General features: G+C 71.0%; 16 protein-coding genes. 9 read left to right on the top strand and 7 right to left on the bottom strand.

Features of this window, described 5'->3' with window-relative positions; genetic code table 11:
• Positions 1 to 11 precede the first annotated feature (11 nt).
• Positions 12 to 1,595, top strand: a complete 1,584-nt coding sequence (locus ACMCNK_RS33985; protein ID WP_412740419.1) for a glycosyltransferase family 39 protein — start codon at positions 12 to 14, stop codon at positions 1,593 to 1,595.
• A gap of 101 nt (positions 1,596 to 1,696) precedes the next feature.
• Here ACMCNK_RS33985 and ACMCNK_RS33980 read toward each other — a convergent pair whose 3' ends face one another.
• Positions 1,697 to 2,335, bottom strand: a complete 639-nt coding sequence (locus tag ACMCNK_RS33980; protein ID WP_412740418.1) for a DedA family protein — start codon at positions 2,333 to 2,335, stop codon at positions 1,697 to 1,699.
• 98 nt (positions 2,336 to 2,433) lie between these two features.
• A complete protein-coding gene (locus tag ACMCNK_RS33975; RefSeq protein ID WP_412740417.1) occupies positions 2,434 to 3,858 on the bottom strand; it encodes a sensor histidine kinase in 1,425 nt (474 codons plus the stop codon).
• A gap of 167 nt (positions 3,859 to 4,025) precedes the next feature.
• On the opposite strand from ACMCNK_RS33975, the gene ACMCNK_RS33970 reads away from it, so the two are divergent.
• The 3 genes from ACMCNK_RS33970 to ACMCNK_RS33960 all read left to right on the top strand — a co-directional run bounded on the left by ACMCNK_RS33970 (position 4,026) and on the right by ACMCNK_RS33960 (position 7,563).
• The gene (locus tag ACMCNK_RS33970) at positions 4,026 to 5,210 is read left to right on the top strand and encodes a glycosyltransferase (protein WP_412740416.1); all 1,185 of its coding nucleotides are present in this window, start codon (positions 4,026 to 4,028) and stop codon (positions 5,208 to 5,210) included.
• Positions 5,207 to 5,968 carry a polysaccharide deacetylase family protein gene (locus ACMCNK_RS33965; RefSeq protein ID WP_412740415.1) on the top strand — a complete coding sequence of 254 codons (762 nt, stop codon included), beginning with the start codon at positions 5,207 to 5,209 and terminating at the stop codon, positions 5,966 to 5,968. The genes ACMCNK_RS33970 and ACMCNK_RS33965 overlap by 4 nt, the downstream gene beginning before the upstream one ends.
• Positions 5,969 to 6,312: 344 nt before the next feature.
• Complete coding sequence (locus ACMCNK_RS33960; protein WP_412740414.1) at positions 6,313 to 7,563, top strand: hypothetical protein; 1,251 nt, start codon at positions 6,313 to 6,315, stop codon at positions 7,561 to 7,563.
• Here ACMCNK_RS33960 and ACMCNK_RS33955 read toward each other — a convergent pair.
• Positions 7,537 to 8,643 carry a M56 family metallopeptidase gene (locus tag ACMCNK_RS33955; RefSeq protein WP_412740413.1) on the bottom strand — a complete coding sequence of 369 codons (1,107 nt, stop codon included), beginning with the start codon at positions 8,641 to 8,643 and terminating at the stop codon, positions 7,537 to 7,539. The genes ACMCNK_RS33960 and ACMCNK_RS33955 overlap by 27 nt on opposite strands.
• 2 nt (positions 8,644 to 8,645) lie before the next feature.
• On the bottom strand, positions 8,646 to 9,182 hold the full coding sequence (locus tag ACMCNK_RS33950) for a BlaI/MecI/CopY family transcriptional regulator (RefSeq protein ID WP_412740412.1): 537 nt from the start codon (positions 9,180 to 9,182) through the stop codon (positions 8,646 to 8,648).
• 429 nt (positions 9,183 to 9,611) lie between these two features.
• On the opposite strand from ACMCNK_RS33950, the gene ACMCNK_RS33945 reads away from it, so the two are divergent.
• The gene (locus ACMCNK_RS33945) at positions 9,612 to 10,676 is read left to right on the top strand and encodes a glycoside hydrolase family 26 protein (protein WP_412740411.1); all 1,065 of its coding nucleotides are present in this window, start codon (positions 9,612 to 9,614) and stop codon (positions 10,674 to 10,676) included.
• A gap of 187 nt (positions 10,677 to 10,863) precedes the next feature.
• Positions 10,864 to 11,436: a phosphatase PAP2 family protein gene (locus ACMCNK_RS33940; protein ID WP_412740410.1), complete on the top strand. Its 573-nt coding sequence runs from the start codon at positions 10,864 to 10,866 to the stop codon at positions 11,434 to 11,436.
• Positions 11,437 to 11,569: 133 nt separating this feature from the next.
• Here the strand turns inward: ACMCNK_RS33940 and ACMCNK_RS33935 are convergent, their stop codons facing one another.
• Together ACMCNK_RS33935 and ACMCNK_RS33930 are read right to left on the bottom strand one after the other, a co-directional pair.
• Positions 11,570 to 12,232: a response regulator gene (locus ACMCNK_RS33935; protein ID WP_412740409.1), complete on the bottom strand. Its 663-nt coding sequence runs from the start codon at positions 12,230 to 12,232 to the stop codon at positions 11,570 to 11,572.
• A complete protein-coding gene (locus ACMCNK_RS33930) occupies positions 12,220 to 13,458 on the bottom strand; it encodes a sensor histidine kinase (RefSeq protein WP_412740408.1) in 1,239 nt (412 codons plus the stop codon). The genes ACMCNK_RS33935 and ACMCNK_RS33930 overlap by 13 nt, the downstream gene beginning before the upstream one ends.
• 110 nt (positions 13,459 to 13,568) lie before the next feature.
• Here ACMCNK_RS33930 and ACMCNK_RS33925 point away from each other — a divergent pair, with 110 nt between their 5' ends.
• Both ACMCNK_RS33925 and ACMCNK_RS33920 read left to right on the top strand, forming a co-directional pair.
• Complete coding sequence (locus tag ACMCNK_RS33925; RefSeq protein WP_412740407.1) at positions 13,569 to 14,321, top strand: ABC transporter ATP-binding protein; 753 nt, start codon at positions 13,569 to 13,571, stop codon at positions 14,319 to 14,321.
• Positions 14,318 to 16,717, top strand: a complete 2,400-nt coding sequence (locus ACMCNK_RS33920; RefSeq protein WP_412740406.1) for an ABC transporter permease — start codon at positions 14,318 to 14,320, stop codon at positions 16,715 to 16,717. The genes ACMCNK_RS33925 and ACMCNK_RS33920 overlap by 4 nt, the downstream gene beginning before the upstream one ends.
• Positions 16,718 to 16,732: 15 nt before the next feature.
• Here the strand turns inward: ACMCNK_RS33920 and ACMCNK_RS33915 are convergent, their stop codons facing one another.
• Positions 16,733 to 17,791: a LacI family DNA-binding transcriptional regulator gene (locus ACMCNK_RS33915; RefSeq protein WP_412740405.1), complete on the bottom strand. Its 1,059-nt coding sequence runs from the start codon at positions 17,789 to 17,791 to the stop codon at positions 16,733 to 16,735.
• 354 nt (positions 17,792 to 18,145) lie between these two features.
• On the opposite strand from ACMCNK_RS33915, the gene ACMCNK_RS33910 reads away from it, so the two are divergent.
• On the top strand, positions 18,146 to 19,528 hold the full coding sequence (locus ACMCNK_RS33910) for a DUF1996 domain-containing protein (RefSeq protein WP_412740404.1): 1,383 nt from the start codon (positions 18,146 to 18,148) through the stop codon (positions 19,526 to 19,528).
• Positions 19,529 to 19,548: the final 20 nt, after the last annotated feature.

The raw sequence follows: 19,548 nt of genomic DNA, 5'->3' as shown, positions 1-19,548 counted from the left end.
TGGTCCAACAGATGAGATTGAAGGGCAGCCGGAGGGTTGCCGCCCCGTGGCGGATACGGCCGCTGCCGGACCGGATGGGTATCCGCACCCGCCGGGGCGTACCGCACTGGCTGACGCTTCTCGGCCCGTCGGTAGGTCCGGGCCTGCTCATGATCGGGATCGCCCTGATCCAGGCCGGGCGTCCCGTGCTGAGCTGGGACGAGATCGCGACAGCGGACGCCGCGACGCGGACCCCGGCCCAACTGTGGCACCTGATCCATCAGGTCGACGCCGTCTTCGGCGCCTACTACCTGTTCATCCACTACTGGACCGCGCTCGCGGGCACCAGCGAGATCGCCCTACGCCTGCCGTCGATTCTCGCGATGGGTACCGCGGTCGCCCTGACCGGCGAACTCGGCCGCCGCTACTTCGGACCACTCACCGGCACGGTCGCCGGCCTGCTGCTGTGCCTGATGCCGAACACTTCCCGCTACGCCGCCGAGGCCCGCCCGTACGCATTCGCCTGCTTCTTCGCCCTGCTGGCCCTGCTTCTCCTGCACCGGGCCGTGCACCAGCCGCGACCCGCCCGCTGGATCGCCTACGGCACAACAGTCCTGCTGCTCGGACTCAGCCACGTCATCGCCCTCACCACCCTCGCCGCGCACCTGGTCGTCATCGCCCAGCACCGCACCCGGCGCATCCTGATCGCCTGGGGCACAACGGTCGGGTGCGCGCTGGCCGCCCTGACACCGCTGCTGTGGCTGGGACTGCACGAGCGAGACACGCAGTTGTTTTGGGTCAAGCCACTGACTCCAGGCGCGCTGTTGGGGTTGCCCGGCATGCTGCTCGGTTCGGTACCCGCCGGATGGCTGCTGATCGGGCTGGCGATCCTCGCGGTCTGGCAACCACGCCGGCACGTCACGGAGTTGACGGTCATGGCGCTCGTGCCGGTCGCCGTCCTCGCAACCCTGTCGGTGCTGGTCGCACCGTACTGGGTCGTCCGGTACCTGCTGATCGTGCTCGCACCGCTGGCACTGCTGGCGGCAGCCGGGCTGGTACAGCCGTTCGGCCCGGGCCCCGCCCCCGCCGCGCCCGTCCAGCCGACCGGCGCGGGCTACTCTTCGGCCGGGTGGCGCAGCCGCTGCACCGTCGCACTGCAGCTTGTGACCGCGCTCGCGGTGCTCGGCCTCGCGGTCCTCCCGGATCAACGGGCCGTGCGCGGCGCGACGGCCAAGATCGGCAGTGACTACCGCACCGCTGCGCAGCTCGTCGGCCGCTTCCAGGAGCCCGGTGACGGGATCATCTACACGGCCCGGTCGAGGACGATGCGCACCGGCCTGGAGTACTACTTGCGCCACGATCCGGGCAGGCCTCGTGACCTGCTGTTGCAGCGCTCGGCTGCCGACGTGGGCACACTGCTCGCCGAGGAATACTCAGACCCCGGCGAGCACCTTGGCCACGCCACGCGGATCTGGCTGTTCGCTTACGGAACTGAGCCCGACCCGGCCGCGGCGCGGCCGGATTTGCGCGCGCTCCGCAACCGGTACCAGCCGCTGAGGATCTGGACGCTCCACGACGCCACGCTCGCGCTGTTCCTGCGGCAGTCCGGCCGATAGCTTCATCGGTGTGGCTTCCGGGGCGCCCTCCGGAACCTGCTGATGGTGGAACGCCGATCCCGGCCATGTCGGCCGCTACACCGGGAAGGCTGCAGCTCCTGCTAGCCCACGGTACGCCGGCGGGCTCGGAGTGCTTCGACAGCGATCGGCGCCAGCGACCCGGCGACGATTCCGGCCAGGATCAGCTCGATATGCGAACGGACGAACGCCACCCGGCCGAGGAGTGCGCCCAGCACGGTGACGCCGCAGGCCCACGTGACACCGCCGATAACGTTGTAGAGCAGGAACGGTCGATATGGCATGTCGCTGGCGCCGGCCACGATCGGGGTGAAGGTGCGAACGATCGGCACGAACCGGGCGAGCACGATCGAGCGTGCTCCGTGGTGCCGGAAGAACTCCCGAGACCTGGCCAGGTGCTGCGGCGTGAAAATCCGGGACTTCGGCCGGCGGAACAATGTGCTCCCAAATCGTCGGCCGAGCAGATAGCCGACCTGGTCGCCCAGGATCGCCGCCAGCGAAATCAACAGGCAGGCGACCCAGAGTGGCAGGTGCAGGTAGGTGTCAGCGGCGATGAGCAGACCGGTGGTGAACAGCAGGGAGTCACCGGGCAGGAAGAACCCGATCAGCAGCCCGGATTCGGCGAATACCACGACAAGGATCCCGAGCACGCCGAATGCGGTGATGAGGTTTTGAGGGTCGAGGAAAGCCGGGCCGAGGGCGTACGTGGGGTCGCTGGGCATATGCCGCCTCTCGGTCGGTCGGAGTCTCCCACCCGTCCTCGGGCGGTCGGTGCCCCGCCCGCGGCGGCGGGTGTCGATGTGGGCCTTGCGCGTGCCGGCTACGGGTGCACCGTAGGCGCGGATTCCTGAGAATTCGATGAATCCGACTCGAGGGGGAGCCGTACCCGCATAGCCGCGCCGTCGTTGCGGTCATCGACGGCCAAGGTGCCGCCGTGGGCAGCGATGAGTTCGTGGGCGATCGGCAGTCCGAGACCGGCGCCACCGCCCGTCCGGGAACGGCTGCCGTCCAGCCGGACGAACCGGTCAAAGATCCGCGTACGGTCGGCTGCGGCGATCGGGGCGCCGTCGTTCGCGACGACGATCTGCGCCCGCGTACGGTCGGCGAGCAGAGTGATGCTGACCCGTTCACGGGCGTGCCGGGTCGCGTTGTCGACGAGGTTGCGCAAGGCCCGCTGTAACGCGTCGGCGTCGCCGCGGACCCGTACCGGGTGGACCTCGCCATCCACCCGAAGGCCGGGGTGTTGCAGCGCGATCCGCTCGCGTTCGGCATACACGAGGTCGTCGAGGTCGACGTCCTCGCGGCGCAGCCGCAGGCCGTGGTCGTCCGCGCGGGCGAGCAGCAGCAGATCCTCGACGAGGCGGGCCATGCGGGTGGATTCCTCGTGGATACGGTGCACCGGGCGCGCGGCCGGCTCCACCGCGCCGGTGGCCTCGAGCAGCTCGACATTGGCCCGGATGGTGGCCAGTGGACTGCGCAGCTCGTGGCTGGCGTCCGCGACGAACCGGCGCTGGGCCGCGGAGGCGGTCTCGATGCGGTCGAGCATGGTGTTCATGGTCTGGGCGAGCGCGGCGACCTCGTCGTCGACCGCCGGTACCGGCAGCCGGGTGTGCAGGTTCCGGGAGGTGATGGTGGCGGCTTGGCGGCGCATCGCCTCCACCGGTTGCAGGGTGCGCCCCACGAAGAAGAAAGTCGCCGCTCCTACCACGAGCGCGAGCACCGGAAAGCCGACGAGCAGCGCCGCAATGACCGCTTCGGTGCCGTCGTCGACGGTGTCCAACGACTCCCCCACCAGCACGGCCCGCGGTCCGGCCGCGGTGTCGACACCGGCCGCCACGATGCGGAACGGGTCGTCGTGCGCCTCGGCCAGCCGCCGGGTCTCGGCGCGGCGCTGACCAGCGGCGGGGCGCAACGGCGAGATCGCGGGCGCCCCCGCGATCGCGTCCGAGGCGGCGACGACCCGGCCGGCCTCGTCCAGCACCTGCACAATCGTGCGCTGGCGCGGGCCCGGCCGCAGCACCGCCGCGAGCGCATTCGGGTCGGTGCCGCGCACGGCGGCGACAACCTGACCGGTACGGTCCTGGGCAGCCGTGTTGACGTTGTCCAGCAGGATCTGCCTGGTGATCGCGAGCAGTGCGCCGCCGGAGAGGGCCGAGGCGACCGCGACCACCGCCGCGGCGGCCAGCGCCGAGCGCATCCGCACCCCGAAGCGTGGCCGCCTCCTGGCCAGCTGTCGCAGGCCCATCCCAGACCCCTCCTCCCGTCGTCAGCGACGACACCCTAAGTCTGGCGAGCTGAGCGCGGGCTGAAAGCGGCTGATCGGGCAGGCTGCCGGCCTGCCGGGGGCGGTCACCCCGATCTGCGCGGTCGGGTTCAGGGTTTTCTCAGGCGCCGCCCGTCAGCCTTGCGGCCATGACAGCCGACACGGTGCCCGCGAGCGCCACACACGTCGCCGGGCCCAGCGACCGGTCCGCGCGCAGCCGGCCCCGGATCATGATCATGTCGGCGAGCATCGGTGGCGGACACGATGGGGCGGCTGACGTGATCAGCCAGCGCCTGAACACTCTCGGCTTCGCGATCGACCGGTGCGACTTCCTCGACCTGCTGCCGCCGCGCTGGGGGACGCGGCTGCGCGACAGCTACGCGTCGCAGCTGCGATACGTTCCCGCGACGTGGGGTTGGCTGCTGCGAGCCGTGGCCGGCCGGCGGGTCGCTCTGGGCGCGGCGGCCTTGTCGTACGCTGCGGCGGCCGGCCGGATGCGCGCCGCCGTGCACCCTGCCACGGCCGCTGTGGTATCCACCTACCCGTTGGCCAGCCAGGTACTCGGACGGCTGCGGCGCACCGGTCAGCTGGCCGCGCCCGTGGCCGCGGTCATGACCGATCCATCCGTGCACCCCCTGTGTGTGGCCGAGGGAGTCGACGTGCACCTCGCCGCCAGCTGTCACGCCACGGCCGCCGTCACGGCTCTGGGCGGCGCGGGGGTGACGATCAGCCCGATCGTCAACTCCGCATTCCGGCCGAGCCACCAGCCGGGCGAAGCGGCGGCGGCACGGCAGCAGTTCGGTCTTCCGCCGCACACTCCGCTGGCCGTTGTGGTCGCAGGCTCGTGGGGCGTCGGTGACATCGGCGCGACCGTACGCGACATCGCCGCCACCGGGACCATGCTTCCCGTGGTGATCTGCGGCCGTAACGGCGCGCTGCGCCGCCGTCTCGCCGCAACGGGACACGCACTGGCGCTGGGCTGGGTCGACGACATGCCAACGCTGCTGCGCACCGCCGACGTCGTCGTGCACAACGCGGGCGCGCTGTCCAGCCTGGAGGCGATGGCCAGCGGCGTACCCGTGATCAGCTACCGGTGCCTGCCCGGCCACGGCGTCGCCAACGCGTCCGTACTGGAGGAACTCGGCCTCTCGCTGTGGCCCCGCAATCCCCGCGACCTCGCGGGCGCGCTGACCGCGGCCGCCCACAGCGACCTGCGGGCGCGTCAGCACCGGGCGTACCTGCAGCTGTGCGCAGCACCCGAGACCGCGACCATCATCGCCGGCCTCGCCGGTCACCCGGCCCTCGACCGCCCGACCACGGCGGTGTACGCATGAGTGGGCTCCGGCGCGCGGGCACAGCGGCTGCGGTGGCAGCGTCGGCGCTGCTGGCCGCGCAAGCCGCGCCCGCGGTCACGGCCGTCGGCCCGCTGCGCCGCACGCTGTGGCCCGGACTCTCCGGACGCGGAAGCCCGGGCCACGTGGCGCTGACCTTCGACGACGGCCCTCACCCGGAGGCGACCCCGCAGGTGCTGCGGATACTGGAGAACGCCGGCGTCCGGGCGACGTTCTTCCTCCTCGGCCGGATGGTCCGCGAACATCCCCGGGTAGCACGGGCCATCGTCGCCGCCGGCCATGAGGTCGCCGTGCACGGTCACGAACACCGGCTGCTGCTGCGCCGCAGTCCGGCCGCGACCCGCGCCGACATCACCCGGGCAGCGGAGGTGATCACCGAGGTCGCCGGTACCACCCCGCGCTGGTGGCGGCCGCCCTACGGGGTGGCCACCACTGCAGCGCTCCACGCGGCCCGGCAGCTCGGATTGACACCGGTCCTATGGACCCACTGGGGGCGCGACTGGACCCGGAAGGCCACCCCGGACTCGATCGCCCGCAGCGTGCTGTGGCACCCGGTCGACGGCAGCACCATCCTGCTGCACGACAGCGACCACGCCGCCGTACCCCGATGCTGGGAAGCCACCGTGGCCGCACTGCCAGGGCTTCTCGTCGCCTGTCGCGCCCGCGGCCTGGACGTCGGACCGCTGCGCGACCATGGCATCGCGGCGGCGGCAAGGATCGGGCACGACCGGACGCGCTGACCTCGAGCCGCGAAGGCCTTCATCCACGACGCCGCCATCAGGGGCACCTGGACGACAGCGCACGGCATACCTCTGCACTTGGCCCCCGGCCTGCCGAAAGACACGGAAGATCGGCGGCCGTCCGGTCGAGCAAGCACCGCCGAAACGGCTGACTTCGGTGGTCCAGCAGGACGCGCCGCGGCGCGGCGCGGCATGGAACCATGGGATTGCTACTACTTATGTGAGTAGTATTTGGCGCGGCCCGCCCTGCATTGCCAGGCCGGCCCAACCTCGCCGGCGACGGCGTCCCTTCTGTCTGGAGCGTGCGTATGGCGTCCACCATTGCTGCCCGTAGGGCACGATCGATGGCGAACAAGGTGCCGACGGTCACCGCGATCTTCTGGGTCGTCAAGATCCTCTCGACCACGGTTGGTGAGACCTTCGCCGACTACCTTGCGGTCAACGTCGGTCTGGGCCCGGCAGTCACCGACACCCTGGTCTTCGCCGTCCTGGCCGTCGCCCTGGTGGCGCAATGGAGAACACGCCAGTACACGCCCTGGACCTACTGGCTGTGCGTCGTGCTGGTGAGCATCTCCGGCACACAGATCACCGACTTTCTCACCGACACCCTCGGGGTGAGCCTGTACGCCAGCACAGCGCTGTTCGCGGTGATCCTGGCCGTGGTGTTCGTCGTCTGGTACCGCCAGGAGATGACCCTGTCGATCACCGCCATCAACACGCCCCGCCGGGAGGCGTTCTACTGGGCGGCCATCCTGACCACCTTTGCGCTGGGTACCGCGGCCGGCGACCTCGCAACGGAAGCGCTGAACCTGGGCTTCCGCAACGGTTCCCTGATCTTCGGCGGCGCCTTCCTCGTCACCCTCGCGCTCTGGCGGGTTCAGGCATGGCAGGTGCTGGCGTTCTGGGCCGCGTACATCCTGACCCGACCGATGGGCGCCTCGATCGGTGACCTGCTCACCCAGGACCGCACACTCGGAGGTCTCGGCCTCGGCGCCAACCGAACCAGCTTCCTGTTCTTCGCCGTCATCGTCGCCCTCGTCGCCCGCGAACAGGTGGTGTCGACCCGGGCCCGGCGAGCGGGCGCGGACCCCGTGGCCGGCAAGGGAAGTCCGGGCCTCGGCCGGCGTTCCGACCTGGTGTGGGCCGCAGCCGGCATAGCCGCCGTGGTCGGATTCGGTAGCTGGCTGTCGATCGGAGTCCCCAAGGGAACACCCGCCGCCGCCAGCACGGTCGCCGGCACCGCCGGGACCACGACCACTGCGCATGGTCCGGCTGCTGCACCGGGTACGAAGGCACGGCACGTGGTGTCCGCAAAGCTCGGTGACCTGACGTCGTTCGCCGTCATCGTCGACGACGTGAACACGAAGACCGTCAACGGCGACCTCGCCGGCGCGAAGAAGCGGATCAAAGACCTTGAGGTGGCGTGGGATGCCGCGGAGGCGGGCCTGAAGCCACGCTCACCCAAGGACTGGCACGCACTGGACGACGCGATCGATGGCGCCCTGACGGCGCTGCGCGCCGGCAGCCCGAAACAAGCCGACTGTACGGCCGCGATGCGGGCTCTCGAATCAGCCCTGAATCAGCCGCATAACTGAGGGACACCGCAGCGACGTGCCCACCGGTGACGTGCCGCCTACTCGAGGGGGTAGGCGGCACGTCACCGCGGACGGGTCGGTGCCGTGATGCAGTCGTGCTGGGTGTGCGCCCGCCTCAGCAGCGGCGCCCAGGACCACGGGCACCTCGGCTCGGTCAAGGCGGTCGTCCAACTGGTCTGCGGTGGCCGAGGAGCCCACGAGCGTGATTGCGGTCAACACCAGCAGGGCCGCGCCCAGCAGGCGCCTCGGTCGCGGCGCCGGCGCCAACAGCGCCGCGGCGCGCCGGGCGATCTGTCCGTCGGTGGCTGGGAGGACAACGGGGGTGCCGACGAGGGCACGATCAGTGGGAGTCCGCCGCGCGGCCGCCTTCGCCAGGGCCGCCCGGGCCAGCGAGACAGCGACGAGGCGACGGCTTCCCACTTCGCTGGCCGCAGCCTCGTCCGCAGCCCGCTCGACCGCGTACCGAACTGCGCGAGCGGTGGGGCGCAGTACGGGGTTGGCCGCGGCCACAAGGCGGGTCAGCTGGGTCCACAGATGATGGCGGTCCGACAGATGCGCACCCTCGTGGGCCAGAACGGCACGGCGTTCGTCATCGTCGAGCGTGTGCAGCAGGGCCGTGGTCACCACGATGCGGCCCGCGGTTCCTGGCAGGCCACCGATGGCGTAGGCGTCCGGCACCGCATCGGCCACCACCACGACCCCGTCGACGCCCGGAGTCAACCGACGGCACACACCGGCAGCCCGGGCCAGCTCGCCCAGGACCCGCACGGCCACCACCACACCGGAACCGAACAACGCCACAGCGCACACCCCGGCTGCCGCCTCGACGGCCACCGGCACCGGCGGCTGATCACCCACGCGATGCGCGGACCAGCTTCCGAGATACGCCACCTCGGGCACCTGCGCCAGCAGGAGGAAGCCCAGCGCCGCCAGCACGACTCCCGTGCCCACCGTCACCACGACCATCGCGGTCGGCAGCGACCGCACCGCGGCCCGCGGCGGGAGCGAACGGGCGATCCACGGCCCGAGCAGGCCGAGCGCGAGATTGGCCATCAGTGGTGACCACGCCAACCATGCCATCGTCAGCCTCCCGCTCCCGTAGGCCTCTCGGTGGCATCCCCCGGGGTGCCGCCAGAACGCCGACGGGCATCGTCGCGGCCCGCCCCACGCGCACGCTTGCCACCCGCGCCCGGGTTGCTGTCGCCGCCTGATCTGAGGTCCGCCAGCAGTTCGCTGAGTAGCCGCTCATCCTCCGGGCCGAGGTCCGCCACGAAGTGCGCCAACACACCAGCATGATCGTCGCCCGCCATCAGCAGCCGGTGCATACGCGTCGCGACCGCGATCGCCTGCGCCGGGCCGGGGTCGGGCGCCGCGCTGTACGCATATGCCCGTCCCGCCGTCTCCCGGACGGTCAGTCCTTTCTCAAACATCCGCGCAAGTGTCGTCATGACCGTGGTGTAGGCGAGATCCTCGCCGAGACTGTCGAGCACCTCGCCAGGGGTCAGCGGCCGACCGGCCGATGCTAGGCAGGCCAGGATCTCGCGCTCCAGCGCGCCGCGTGGTCGGCGACCGCCCCCACCGCGCCCTGCCTCGGGCGCCGGCGGCTTCGATCTTGCCATTCCAACCCCCATCGCGCTCAGCTACTACAGCCAACAATCGTACGACGCACGCTTGTATTGAGGCCCTCGACCGACCGGGCAAGCGCGTGCGGGGCAGCTACTCGAGTGCGTTGGCCGCGTCCGCCATCGCTCGGATGGTGCGTCATGGCGCCTGGGCGTATGAAAGCCGCGTTGGTGCTGCTGATGGCGGTAGGGGTGTGTTCGGGACGGCGGCACCCACACTGGACCTACAGGATGTAGGAACAGAGTCAGGCCGACACCAGGACAGTCTCCGGCCACGAAATCGGCAACCCACCACCGAATCCAAGGCTTCCCGCCACCCGCAACCCGCAGGCACCCCCACGGGACCAGGACCCACACCCCACGACCCCGAATCTCCTTCATGTGACCGGCTGACATGGGCCGGACCAACTCGGGGGAGACATCGTCTTGGGCCGCAAGGTGAACAAGGTCGTGACCATGCTCGGCGCGATGCTCGCCGGCACCACCGCCGTCATCGGCGCCGCAGGCGCCGCGCAGGCCGCCCCCGCCGCCACGCCGAAGCCCGCCAAGCAGTGCACCACCAACAACAAGCTCGTGCCGTCCTGCGGGGTGCTGTGGGGCGCCGCCGCCGGCGGATTCAGCTCCCTGCCCCGCGACCAGGAACTCAAAACCTGGGAAAAACTGTCCGGCCGCACCTCGACGATCTACCACACCTACCACAAGGGCGACGAGGTGTTCCCCACCCCGGCCGAGATCGCGATGACCCGCGACCCGAAAAACCCGCGGGTCCTGCTCCTCAACTGGCGCGTCGAGTACGGCTCCACCTGGGCCAACGTCGCCGCCGGCAAACTCGACGCCCGGATCGACAAGTTCGCCACCCACATCAAGGCGACCTACCCGAACCAAAAGTTCTTCCTGGTCCTCAACCACGAACCCGAGGACGACGTCAACCCCAAAGCCGGCTCCGGGATGACCGCCAAGGACTTCGCCGCCTCCTACCGCCACGTCATCCAGCGCCTACACGCCAAGGGCATCAACAACGCCATCAACGTCGTCGCCTACATGGGCAACGAAAAGTGGATGGCCCAGTCCTGGTGGAAAGACCTCTACCCCGGCGACGACGTCGTCGACTGGATCGGCCTCGACTCCTACGTGTCCGCCGAAAAGGGCTACTACCACTACGGCAAATTCAACGACCTGCTCGACCGCAAGGCCAAGAACGGCGGCCAGGGCTGGTACCAGTGGGCCACCACCAAGCACCCCAGCAAGCCCATCATGATCGCCGAATGGGGCGCCTACCACCGCGTCGGCAAAGCCACCGACAAGACCGCCCAGTTCAACAGCGTCCTGCCCGAACTCGCCAAGCGACCCGCCATCAAGGCCATCGTCTACTTCGACACCAAGAACGACGCCTTCGGCGACCGCGACATCAGCATCAACAGCTCAGCAACCAGCCTCACCACCTTCCGCAAACTCGCCGCCAACCCCATCTTCAACATCAAACTCGCCTGACCAAACACACCAACATCACGATGCCGCCGACCGGAACCCACCGGCCGGCGGCATCGCCCACAACCCCACCCCCCAGGCAACCACGACCGCCGTCAGCCGCCGGCCGCCGTCGCCCGCGACCGTGGTGATTGATCTCCGCCACGGCTCGTTCAGCGTTTCCTCAGGATGTCCGGGCGATGATCCGTCAATGAACTACGGGTTGTTCGAGGCCCTCAACGGATTCGCTGGACGGGTCGATGGCATCGACGACCTCATGGAGTTCAGCGCCGTCTGGCTCATCTACGCTCTCTTCGCTGTGGTCGCAGTCCTGGTCGCCATCGCGGTGTGGAGGCGTCGGCTACGCCCGGTGATCGCGGTCGGCGCATCGGGAGTCATCGCGTTTGCCACGGCGACCCTGATCGGGCGGTTCGACACTGAGGTGCGCCCTTTCCAGTCCCACACGGTGCACCAGCTGATCGCCCACGAGCCCGGGTCGTCCTTGCCCAGCGACCACGCCACCGCAGCATTCACCCTCGCCCTGGCAGTCGGGGCATTCCTGTACCGCCGATGGGGACTGATCTTGGGCGTGGTCGCCCTCGTCATCGGGGTGTCGAGGATCTGGGTCGGTGTGCACTACCCCGCCGACATCGTCGCCGCCGCGCTCATCGCCGTGCTGTCGGTGGCCGTTGTCAACGTGGCCAGCCGCGGGCCGCGGCCACGGCATCGACCAGATGCGGCATCACGAACGCCCATCCGCGCAGCCACCGACGTCACGCCATGAACCGCCTCAATCCAGTGCACACCCACGACTGACGGCCACACATCCGTTTGCGGGGTCGCCTCCCGGGCGGGCACAGGTTCTCCGTGCCGGACCGGGAAAGGGGGTCATGCGATGAGGGCAGACCACGTTCGGGCTAGCCACGCAGATAGGCCAGGACCGCGAGCACCCTGCGGTGGTCGTCGTCGGCCGGTGGCAGGTCGAGCTTGGCCAGGATGCTGCCGATGTGCTTGGCGATCGCGGCCTCGCTGACCACCAGGGCGCGGGCGATGGCCGCGTTGGAGCGGCCCTCGGCGGCCAGGGAGAGCACCTGGAGTTCCCGGGCGGTCAGCCGGCGCAGGGGATCGCGGCGGCGGCTCAGCAACTGGCGGACCACCTCGGGGTCGACGACGGTGCCGCCCGCCGCTACCCGGTTGACCGCGTCGACGAACTCGGTCACCTCACCGATCCGGTCCTTGAGCAGGTAGCCCACCCCGGCGCCGCGGTGCGAGTCGAGGAGTTCGCTGGCGTATGTCTGTTCGACGTACTGGCTCAGCACCAGCACCGCCAGCGACGGCCGGTGGGCCCGCAGGGCCACGACCGCCCGCAACCCCTCGTCAGTGAAGCCGGGGGGCATCCGTACGTCGGTGACCACGATGTCCGGCTCGTGTGCCGCCACGGCGTCGCGCAGCGCGGCGGCGTCGCCCACTGCGTCGACGACGGTGTGCCCGAACCGTTCGAGGAGACCGACCAGCCCGGCGCGCAGAAGCACGGCGTCCTCGGCCACCACGACCCGCAGCGGACGGTCTACTCCGGGCATGGAATCTCCACGGTGATCAGGGTCGGCCCGCCGGCCCGGCTGGAAACCGTCAGGGTGCCGTCCGCCGCGGCGGCCCGATCGGCCAGGCCCGCGAGGCCGGTTCCCGCGGCCGGGTCGGCGCCGCCGACGCCGTCGTCGCGGATCTCGACGACCAGGCACCCGCCGAGCAGGCGGCCGCGTACCGATGCCCGGTTGGCCCGGCTGTGCTTGGCGACATTGGCGAGTGCTTCGGCGATGACGAAGTACGCCGTCGCCTCCACTGTGGAGGGCAGACGGGCGGGAAGGGTGACGTCGACGTGGACCGGTACCGGCGAGCGGCTGGCGATGTCGGCCGTGGCCGCGGCCAGTCCTCGGTCGGTGAGGATCTGGGGGTGCACCCCGCGGATCAGCTCCCGCAGTTCGGCCAGGGCGAGCCTGGCCTGTTCGTGGGCCTCGTCGACGCTGTTCGCGGCGGGTGAGTCGTCCGACAGGTCGAGCCGCGCCAGCCCGAGTGCGAGGGTGAGGGCGACCAGCCGCTGCTGGGCGCCGTCGTGCAGGTCGCGCTCGATCCGGCGACGTTCCACCTCGAACGCGTCGACCAGCCGGGCCCGGGAGCGGGACACCTCGCCCAGGCGGGCACCCAGCTCCACGTCGCGCGGGGACAGGACGCTGCGGGCCAACGCGGCACGCGCCCCGGCCCAGACGGTGATCGGATACGCCGCGACGACGAACAGCGCGGGCGTCACGATCGTCAGGAAGACGATCCCGAACCAGGGCACCTCCCGGTCGATGATGATCGAGCCGACGGAGAGCACCGGCAGGCTCAGCGACAATGCCAGGACCGCGAAGTCGATCCACCACAGCGCAAGTGCCGACACGGCGACGTAGCCCAGCTCGCGCCATGTCTGCTGCTCGCGGAGCCGGACGGCAACCCACGCCCGCCAGCCGGGCTGCTCCGGCGCGCGGTGCGGGTCGGGCGCGGGGTCGAGGTCGACCAGCTGGAGTCGCATCCGTTCGAACCGGGCGACCACCGGGCCCGAGAGCGCCGCCGCGAGCAGCAGCGCCAGCCCGACCAGCGCCACGGCCAGCAGCGTGCCACCGACCAGCAGAATCACCAGCGAGGCGACCGTAGCCGCGCCGACCAGCACCCCCGACGCCAGGTACGCCAGTGACCGCCACGGCCACGACGACGCCAGGAAGCGGACCGGACTCTGCAGCACGGCCTGCCAGGCGGTTCGGACGATCACGGGCCGAACGGTACAGGCGTCCCGGGACGTTGCCGGTAGACCCAGCACTACCTGTGAATCTCCACCCCGCGCCAATGCCTGCGCCCGGCCGCGACGGTTGGCTCAGACCCATGACGATCACCACCGCGCAACGGTCCGATGCCGTCCAGCTCTGGTCGGTACGCCGGACGTACGGAACCGGCGACAATGCGGTCACCGCGCTGGACGGGGTGACCCTCGGGTTTCCGACCGGCACGTTCACCACCGTGATGGGCCCGTCCGGCTCGGGGAAGTCCACGCTGCTGCTGTGCGCGGCCGGACTGGAACGGCCCACCGAAGGCACCGTCGTCGTGGCCGACACCGACCTCGGCCCGCTCACCGAACGCGCCCGGACGATCCTGCGGCGCGACCGGATCGGCTTCGTGTTCCAGTCGTTCAACCTGGTCTCCGCGCTCACGGCCGAACAGAACGTGGCCCTTCCGCTGCGCCTGGCCGGGCGCAGGCCCGACCCGGGAATCGTCCGCCGCGCGCTTTCCGAGGTCGGGCTCGCCGACCGGGCCACCCACCGGCCCGGCCAGCTGTCCGGTGGGCAACAGCAGCGGGTCGCCGTCGCCCGGGCCCTGATCACCAGACCGGCGGTCGTCTTCGCGGACGAGCCCACCGGCGCCCTGGACACGGTCAGCTCCCGCGAGGTCCTCCGGCTGCTCCGCGACCTCGTCGACACGCACGGCCACACCGTGATCATGGTGAGTCACGACCCGGTCGCGGCAGCGTACGCGGACCGGCTGGTCCTTCTCGCCGACGGTCGGGTGGCCGACGTGACCGGCGCGCTGGACGCCGGGTCCATCGCCGCGCGCATGGCCGGTCTGGAGACCCGCGAATGATCGCGCTCGCCACCATCCGCCACCGGTGGGCCGCCTTCGTCGGCACGTTCGCCACGCTGACGCTCGGGGTCGCCCTGATCTCCAGCACCCTGCTGGTGTATCTGTCCGCCGCCCCCCACGTTCCCGGCCGGTACGCGGGTACCGGCGTCTTCGTCCAGAACACCGGGGTGCCCTGGTCGCCGGAGGCGGTGCGTACCCTGACCGCCCGGCTGCGCGACGTCCCCGGAGTGACCGGCGTGGTGCCCGCCCGCTCCTTCTACGCCCAGCTCGTACGCGACGGCAGACCGGTCGGCCTGGCCGATCCGGAGGATCCACAGGGGCATTCGTGGTCCACGGCGGGGCTCGCGCCGTACCCCCTCCGTTCGGGGCTGGCGCCCGCCCGTGACGGCGAGGTGGTCGTCGGTCGCGCCCTCGGCCTGCCCCCGGGCTCCCCGGTGACGCTGCTGACCGCGGCGGGGCCGCAGGCGTACACCGTGACCGGCACCATCGACGGCCCCGGCCTCTACGTCAGCGACGCCGCCGCCGACCGGCTGGCCGGCGGTGTCCGCCTGCTCGGGGTGCAGGCGGACCCCGATGCCGATCCTGCCGCGATCCGGGCCGCCGCGGGCGCCGCCCGGGTCGTCACCGGCGACGACCGTGACGCTGCGCTGGAGGAAGCGAGCGAGACGCGTACCCGAATGATCGGTGCGCAGCTGCTGACCGGGATGGTGACGTTGGGCGCTTTCGTGTCGGTGTTCGTCGTGGCCGCCACCTTCGCGCTCGCGGCCGGTCAGCGGCGACGGGAATTCGGCCTGCTGCGGGCCATCGGCGCCACACCGCGACAGGTCCGGCGCACCGTGTACGGCGAGGCTGTCGGCATCGGTGTCGTGGGCGCCGCGGTCGGCGTGCTGCTCGGCGCCCTGACCGCACCCGTTCTCGGTGACATCCTCGTCGACGGCGGCTTCGAACCCCCGGGGTTCGCCACCCAGGTCCGGCTCGGCCCCCTGGTCCTGGCGTACGTCGCCGGGATCGTGGTGGCCGTGCTCGGTGCGGTGTCGGCCGCCTGGCGGGCGAGCCGGATCGCGCCGATCGAGGCGCTGCGCGAAGCCTCTGTGGACGAGCGGCCGATGCCCCGGGTACGTCGGCTCGGCGGCGCTCTGGCGGCCACGATCGGTGCCGCGGTGGCGGTCTGCACATCGGCCGCCCAGGCGGAGGACATGATCACCATGTCGATGCTCGCCGCGATGTCGTTGATCACCGGCCTGACGCTGCTCAGTCCCGCGATCATGCCCGGGCTGGTACGGGTGGTCACCTGGCCGTTGCGCCGGTTCGGCGGCATCACCGCCACCCTGGTCCATGCAGGCAGCGTCACCGCGGTCCGGCGCACCGCGGCCACGGCCGCACCGGTGATCGTCACGGTCGGGCTCGCCACGCTGATCCTCGGTCAGGTGGCGACGATGTCCGCCCACGAGCCCGGCACTGCGGCGGTGCGGTCGTCCGCCGTCGTGCAACCCGCGGGCACTCCCGGCCTTTCCGACGCCGTGCTCCGTGCCCTGCCCGCGGGCAGTTCCGTCGCCGTCACCCCCACCGAGCTCTACGCCGGGGGCGACCTGTACGGCGGCGCCGGTGTCGACCCGGCGACGCTCACCACCGGCGGCCAGGCGGCGGCCGTACGTGCCGGCACCCTGTCGGACTTCGGCGCCCCGGACACGCTGATCGTCGCGGATCAGGCTTGGATCCCGTTCGCGCTCGGCGACCGAGTCCCGATCACCTTCGCCGACGGGCGCAGCATGACCATGCGTGTCGTTGCGACCGTGGACTGGGCCGCCGCGACGGGTCCGCTGCTGCTGCCCCGGGCGACCGTGCGAGCGCACGATCCGTCGGCGCTCACGCCGGCCGTCTACGTCGACGGCGTGCCGCTGGCCACGCTCCGGGCCGCGGTCGACGGGCTCGGCGCGACCGCGGTGCCCGCCCGCGAGCACCGGTCGGTCCGCTCCGTGCGCGAAACCGCGCTGACCACCGTGTTCACCACGCTGCTGATCGGCCTGTGTGTCGGATACACCGGCATCGCCATCATCACCACCCTGGTCTTGGCCACCGCCGGGCGGGCTCGGGACTTCACCGTCCTGCGGCTGTCCGGTGCCACCGTCGGGCAGGTCCTGCGCACCGTCGCCGCCGAGGCGACACTCACGGTCGGCCTCGGTGCGACGCTCGGCCTGCTCGTCGCGTTCACCGCCCTCGCCGGGGTTCGGAGCGGGGTGTCCCAGGCGGTCGGCGCACCGGTTGAGCTGAGCCTGTCCCACGCGGGCGTCGCGACCGTCATCGCGGCCTGCTGGACGTCGGCGCTCGCCGCGAGCCTGATACCCGCCTGGCTGGCCGCACGCCGACGCGGTCGATTCGCCACGGGGGAGCATTGATGCCCCGTACCCGGTTTAGGTGGACCGGCGCAGCACCAATGCCGGTTCGTAGATGACCGAGGACACCCGCAGGCCCGGGTCGTCGATGTGGGTCAGCAGCAGCCGTGCCGCCTCGGCGGCCATGTCCTCCAGCGGGTGCCGGACCGTGGTCAGGGCGGGGTTCGCCGCGGTTGCCGCGCTGCTGTCGTCGAAACCCACCACCGCGACGTCCGCCGGCACGTGACGCCCGGCCTCGCGGAGGGCGACGAGAGCGCCGAGTGCCATCAGGTCGTTGGCGACGAAGACGCCGTCGAGCCCTGGGGTCTCGGTCAGGAGCGCCTGCATGGCGGTGTACCCGCTCTCCTGGGTGAAGTTGCCCGCCGCCTGGGGCAGCCAGGCGTGACCGTGCCGGGCCAGGGAACGGCGGAAACCGGCGATGCGGTCGCTGCTCGCCGGTACGTCCACCGGTCCCGAGATCATTCCGATCAGTTGGCAGCCGCGCCGGACGAGGTGATCGGCGGCCAGCGCGGCGCCGGTGTCGTGGGCCAGGTCGACGTAACTGATCGGCACCGGCTCGCCCGGGCGCCCGATCATGACGGCGGGGACTCCGGCGTCGGTGAGCATCCCGGGCAACGGGTCATGGCCGGGCAGGGAGACCACGATGACGCCGTCCGCCTGGCCGTGACGCAGGTCGCCGACCAGGCGGGCGCGCTGCTCCCCGGTGCCGACGAACTGCAGGGCGAGCTGGATCCCGGCCGGGTGCAGCACCCGCATCAGCCCACCGACGACCCGGCCGAAGTAGGGGTCGGCGAAGAACCGGTTCAGGAACGGGTCGTCGTCGTGACTCTCGGAGTCGGAGACGACCAGGGCGATGATCCCGGTGCGACGGGTGACCAGCGAGCGGGCGAGGCGATTGGGCACGTACCCGGTGCGCTCGACGGCGTCCCAGACCACCGCGTGCAGCTGGGGATCGACGTTGCGGATCCCGTTGATGGCACGCGACGCGGTTGCGCGGGAAACCCCGGCCGCCCGGGCGACATCGTCCAATGTCGGCAGCCGTCCACCGACCGGTGGGCGGCGGCCCGTGGTCGTCATCGCACGGCGCTCCGGCAACGCATGCCGTCTTTATAGCACGGTGGAAAGCGCTCTCCATCGAGCGTGTTCCACAGGGCCGATGGCCGGGAGCGATGCCGGCCAAGGGGCACGGAGGCCGTGTCGACGATTCGGATCGAGCCGGGTACCGCCCACTATGTACATTCATGCCCGAGATAGTTCCGGAACCAGCCCGAGATATTGACGCCCGTGCAACACCGGCGTAACACTGCGGGAAAGCGCTTTCCCGCACCCCGCAGCCGGATTCCCCTCCCCCGCCCGGCGCGATGACCGCCGCCAGGCAGAGCCATCTCCCGCGCGCCGAGTGGGAAGCCCGGCCATCCCCCTGGAGATCCCATGAGACGAACGCTCGTTGGGCTCATCGCACCGATCTGCGCCGCCGTGCAGCTCTCGGCCGGCATCCCACCGGCACACGCCGCCGACGCCCTGCTGTCACAGGGCCGACCCACCCTCGCCTCGTCGGCAGAGAACGGCGAATCACCCGCCGCGGCCGCCGTCGACGGCCGACTCGACACCCGCTGGGGCAGCCAATGGTCGGATCCGCAGTGGCTGCGGGTCGACCTCGGCGGCACCGCGACGATCACGCAGGTCGTGCTCGACTGGGAGACCGCGTACGCGAAAGCGTTCCAGATCCAGACGAGCCCGGACGGCACCACCTGGACCACCATCTACGACACCACGAACGCCACCGGCGGCACACAGACCCTCGACCTGTCCGGCGACGGGCGCTACGTGCGGATGTACGGCACCGAACGCGGCACCGGCTACGGGTACTCGCTGTTGGAGTTCAAGGTCTACGGTTCGCTCGCCCATGTCCCGCCGACCGACGGCGACGGTTACGTCTACGCGAATCCACCGGTCACCGGCGTGGTCCCCTCCATCGCCGTGCCACCGGCGACCAACCCGCCGACCACCCACCACGAGTTCCAGGCGAACTGCTCGGTGAGCCGCTCCAACCTGCCCGACGACCCGATCGTCTTCCCCAACCTGCCCGGTGCTTCGCACTTGCACACCTTCCTGGGCAACACCACGACCAACGCGGCCACCACATTGGCCAGTCTGCAGGCGGGACAGACGTCCTGCATCACCCCGGGAGACCGGACCGGGTACTGGATGCCGACGGTGCTCAACGGCGACACCGCGGTGCAGCCCGTCGGCCGGCAGGTCATCTACTACAAGAGCGGCGTGATCGACTACCGCAGCGTACGGCCGTCGCCGCTCGGCCTGCGTTACGTGGTGGGCAGCCATTCCGCGACGATGGCGGAGTTCGCGAACGCTCCCGGCGCGGTCGAGGGCTGGGAGTGCGGCGACAGCACCCGCCACTGGGACTTCCCGGCGAGTTGCCCGGCCGGCAGCCAGCTCAACATCCGATACCAGGCGCCGAGCTGCTGGGACGGCATCCACCTCGACACACCGGACCACAAGAGCCACATGGCGTACCCGGTGGTCGGGGTGTGCCCGGCCAGCCACCCGGTGGCGGTGCCGATGATCGAGTTCAAGATGGCCTTCCCGGTCAGCGGCTCGATGATGAACGTGCGGCTGTCCAGCGGGCGCGGCTACACATTCCACTACGACGTCTACAACGCGTGGGACCCGCCGACGCTGGCCGCACTGGTCACCCATTGCATCAACGGCGGACTCCAATGCGATCCGCGCGGTTTCGACCAGTACAAGCCGGACCGTGGTGCCGCTCTGAACGAGAACTACGAGCTGCCGTGAATGGTCGCCCGGGTTCGGAC

The organism is Krasilnikovia sp. MM14-A1259, from assembly GCF_047159535.1.
Classification (GTDB): Bacteria; Actinomycetota; Actinomycetes; order Mycobacteriales; family Micromonosporaceae; genus Actinoplanes.
Note: the sequence above shows the minus strand (reverse complement) of the source record. Positions and strands in the feature narration are given on the sequence as shown.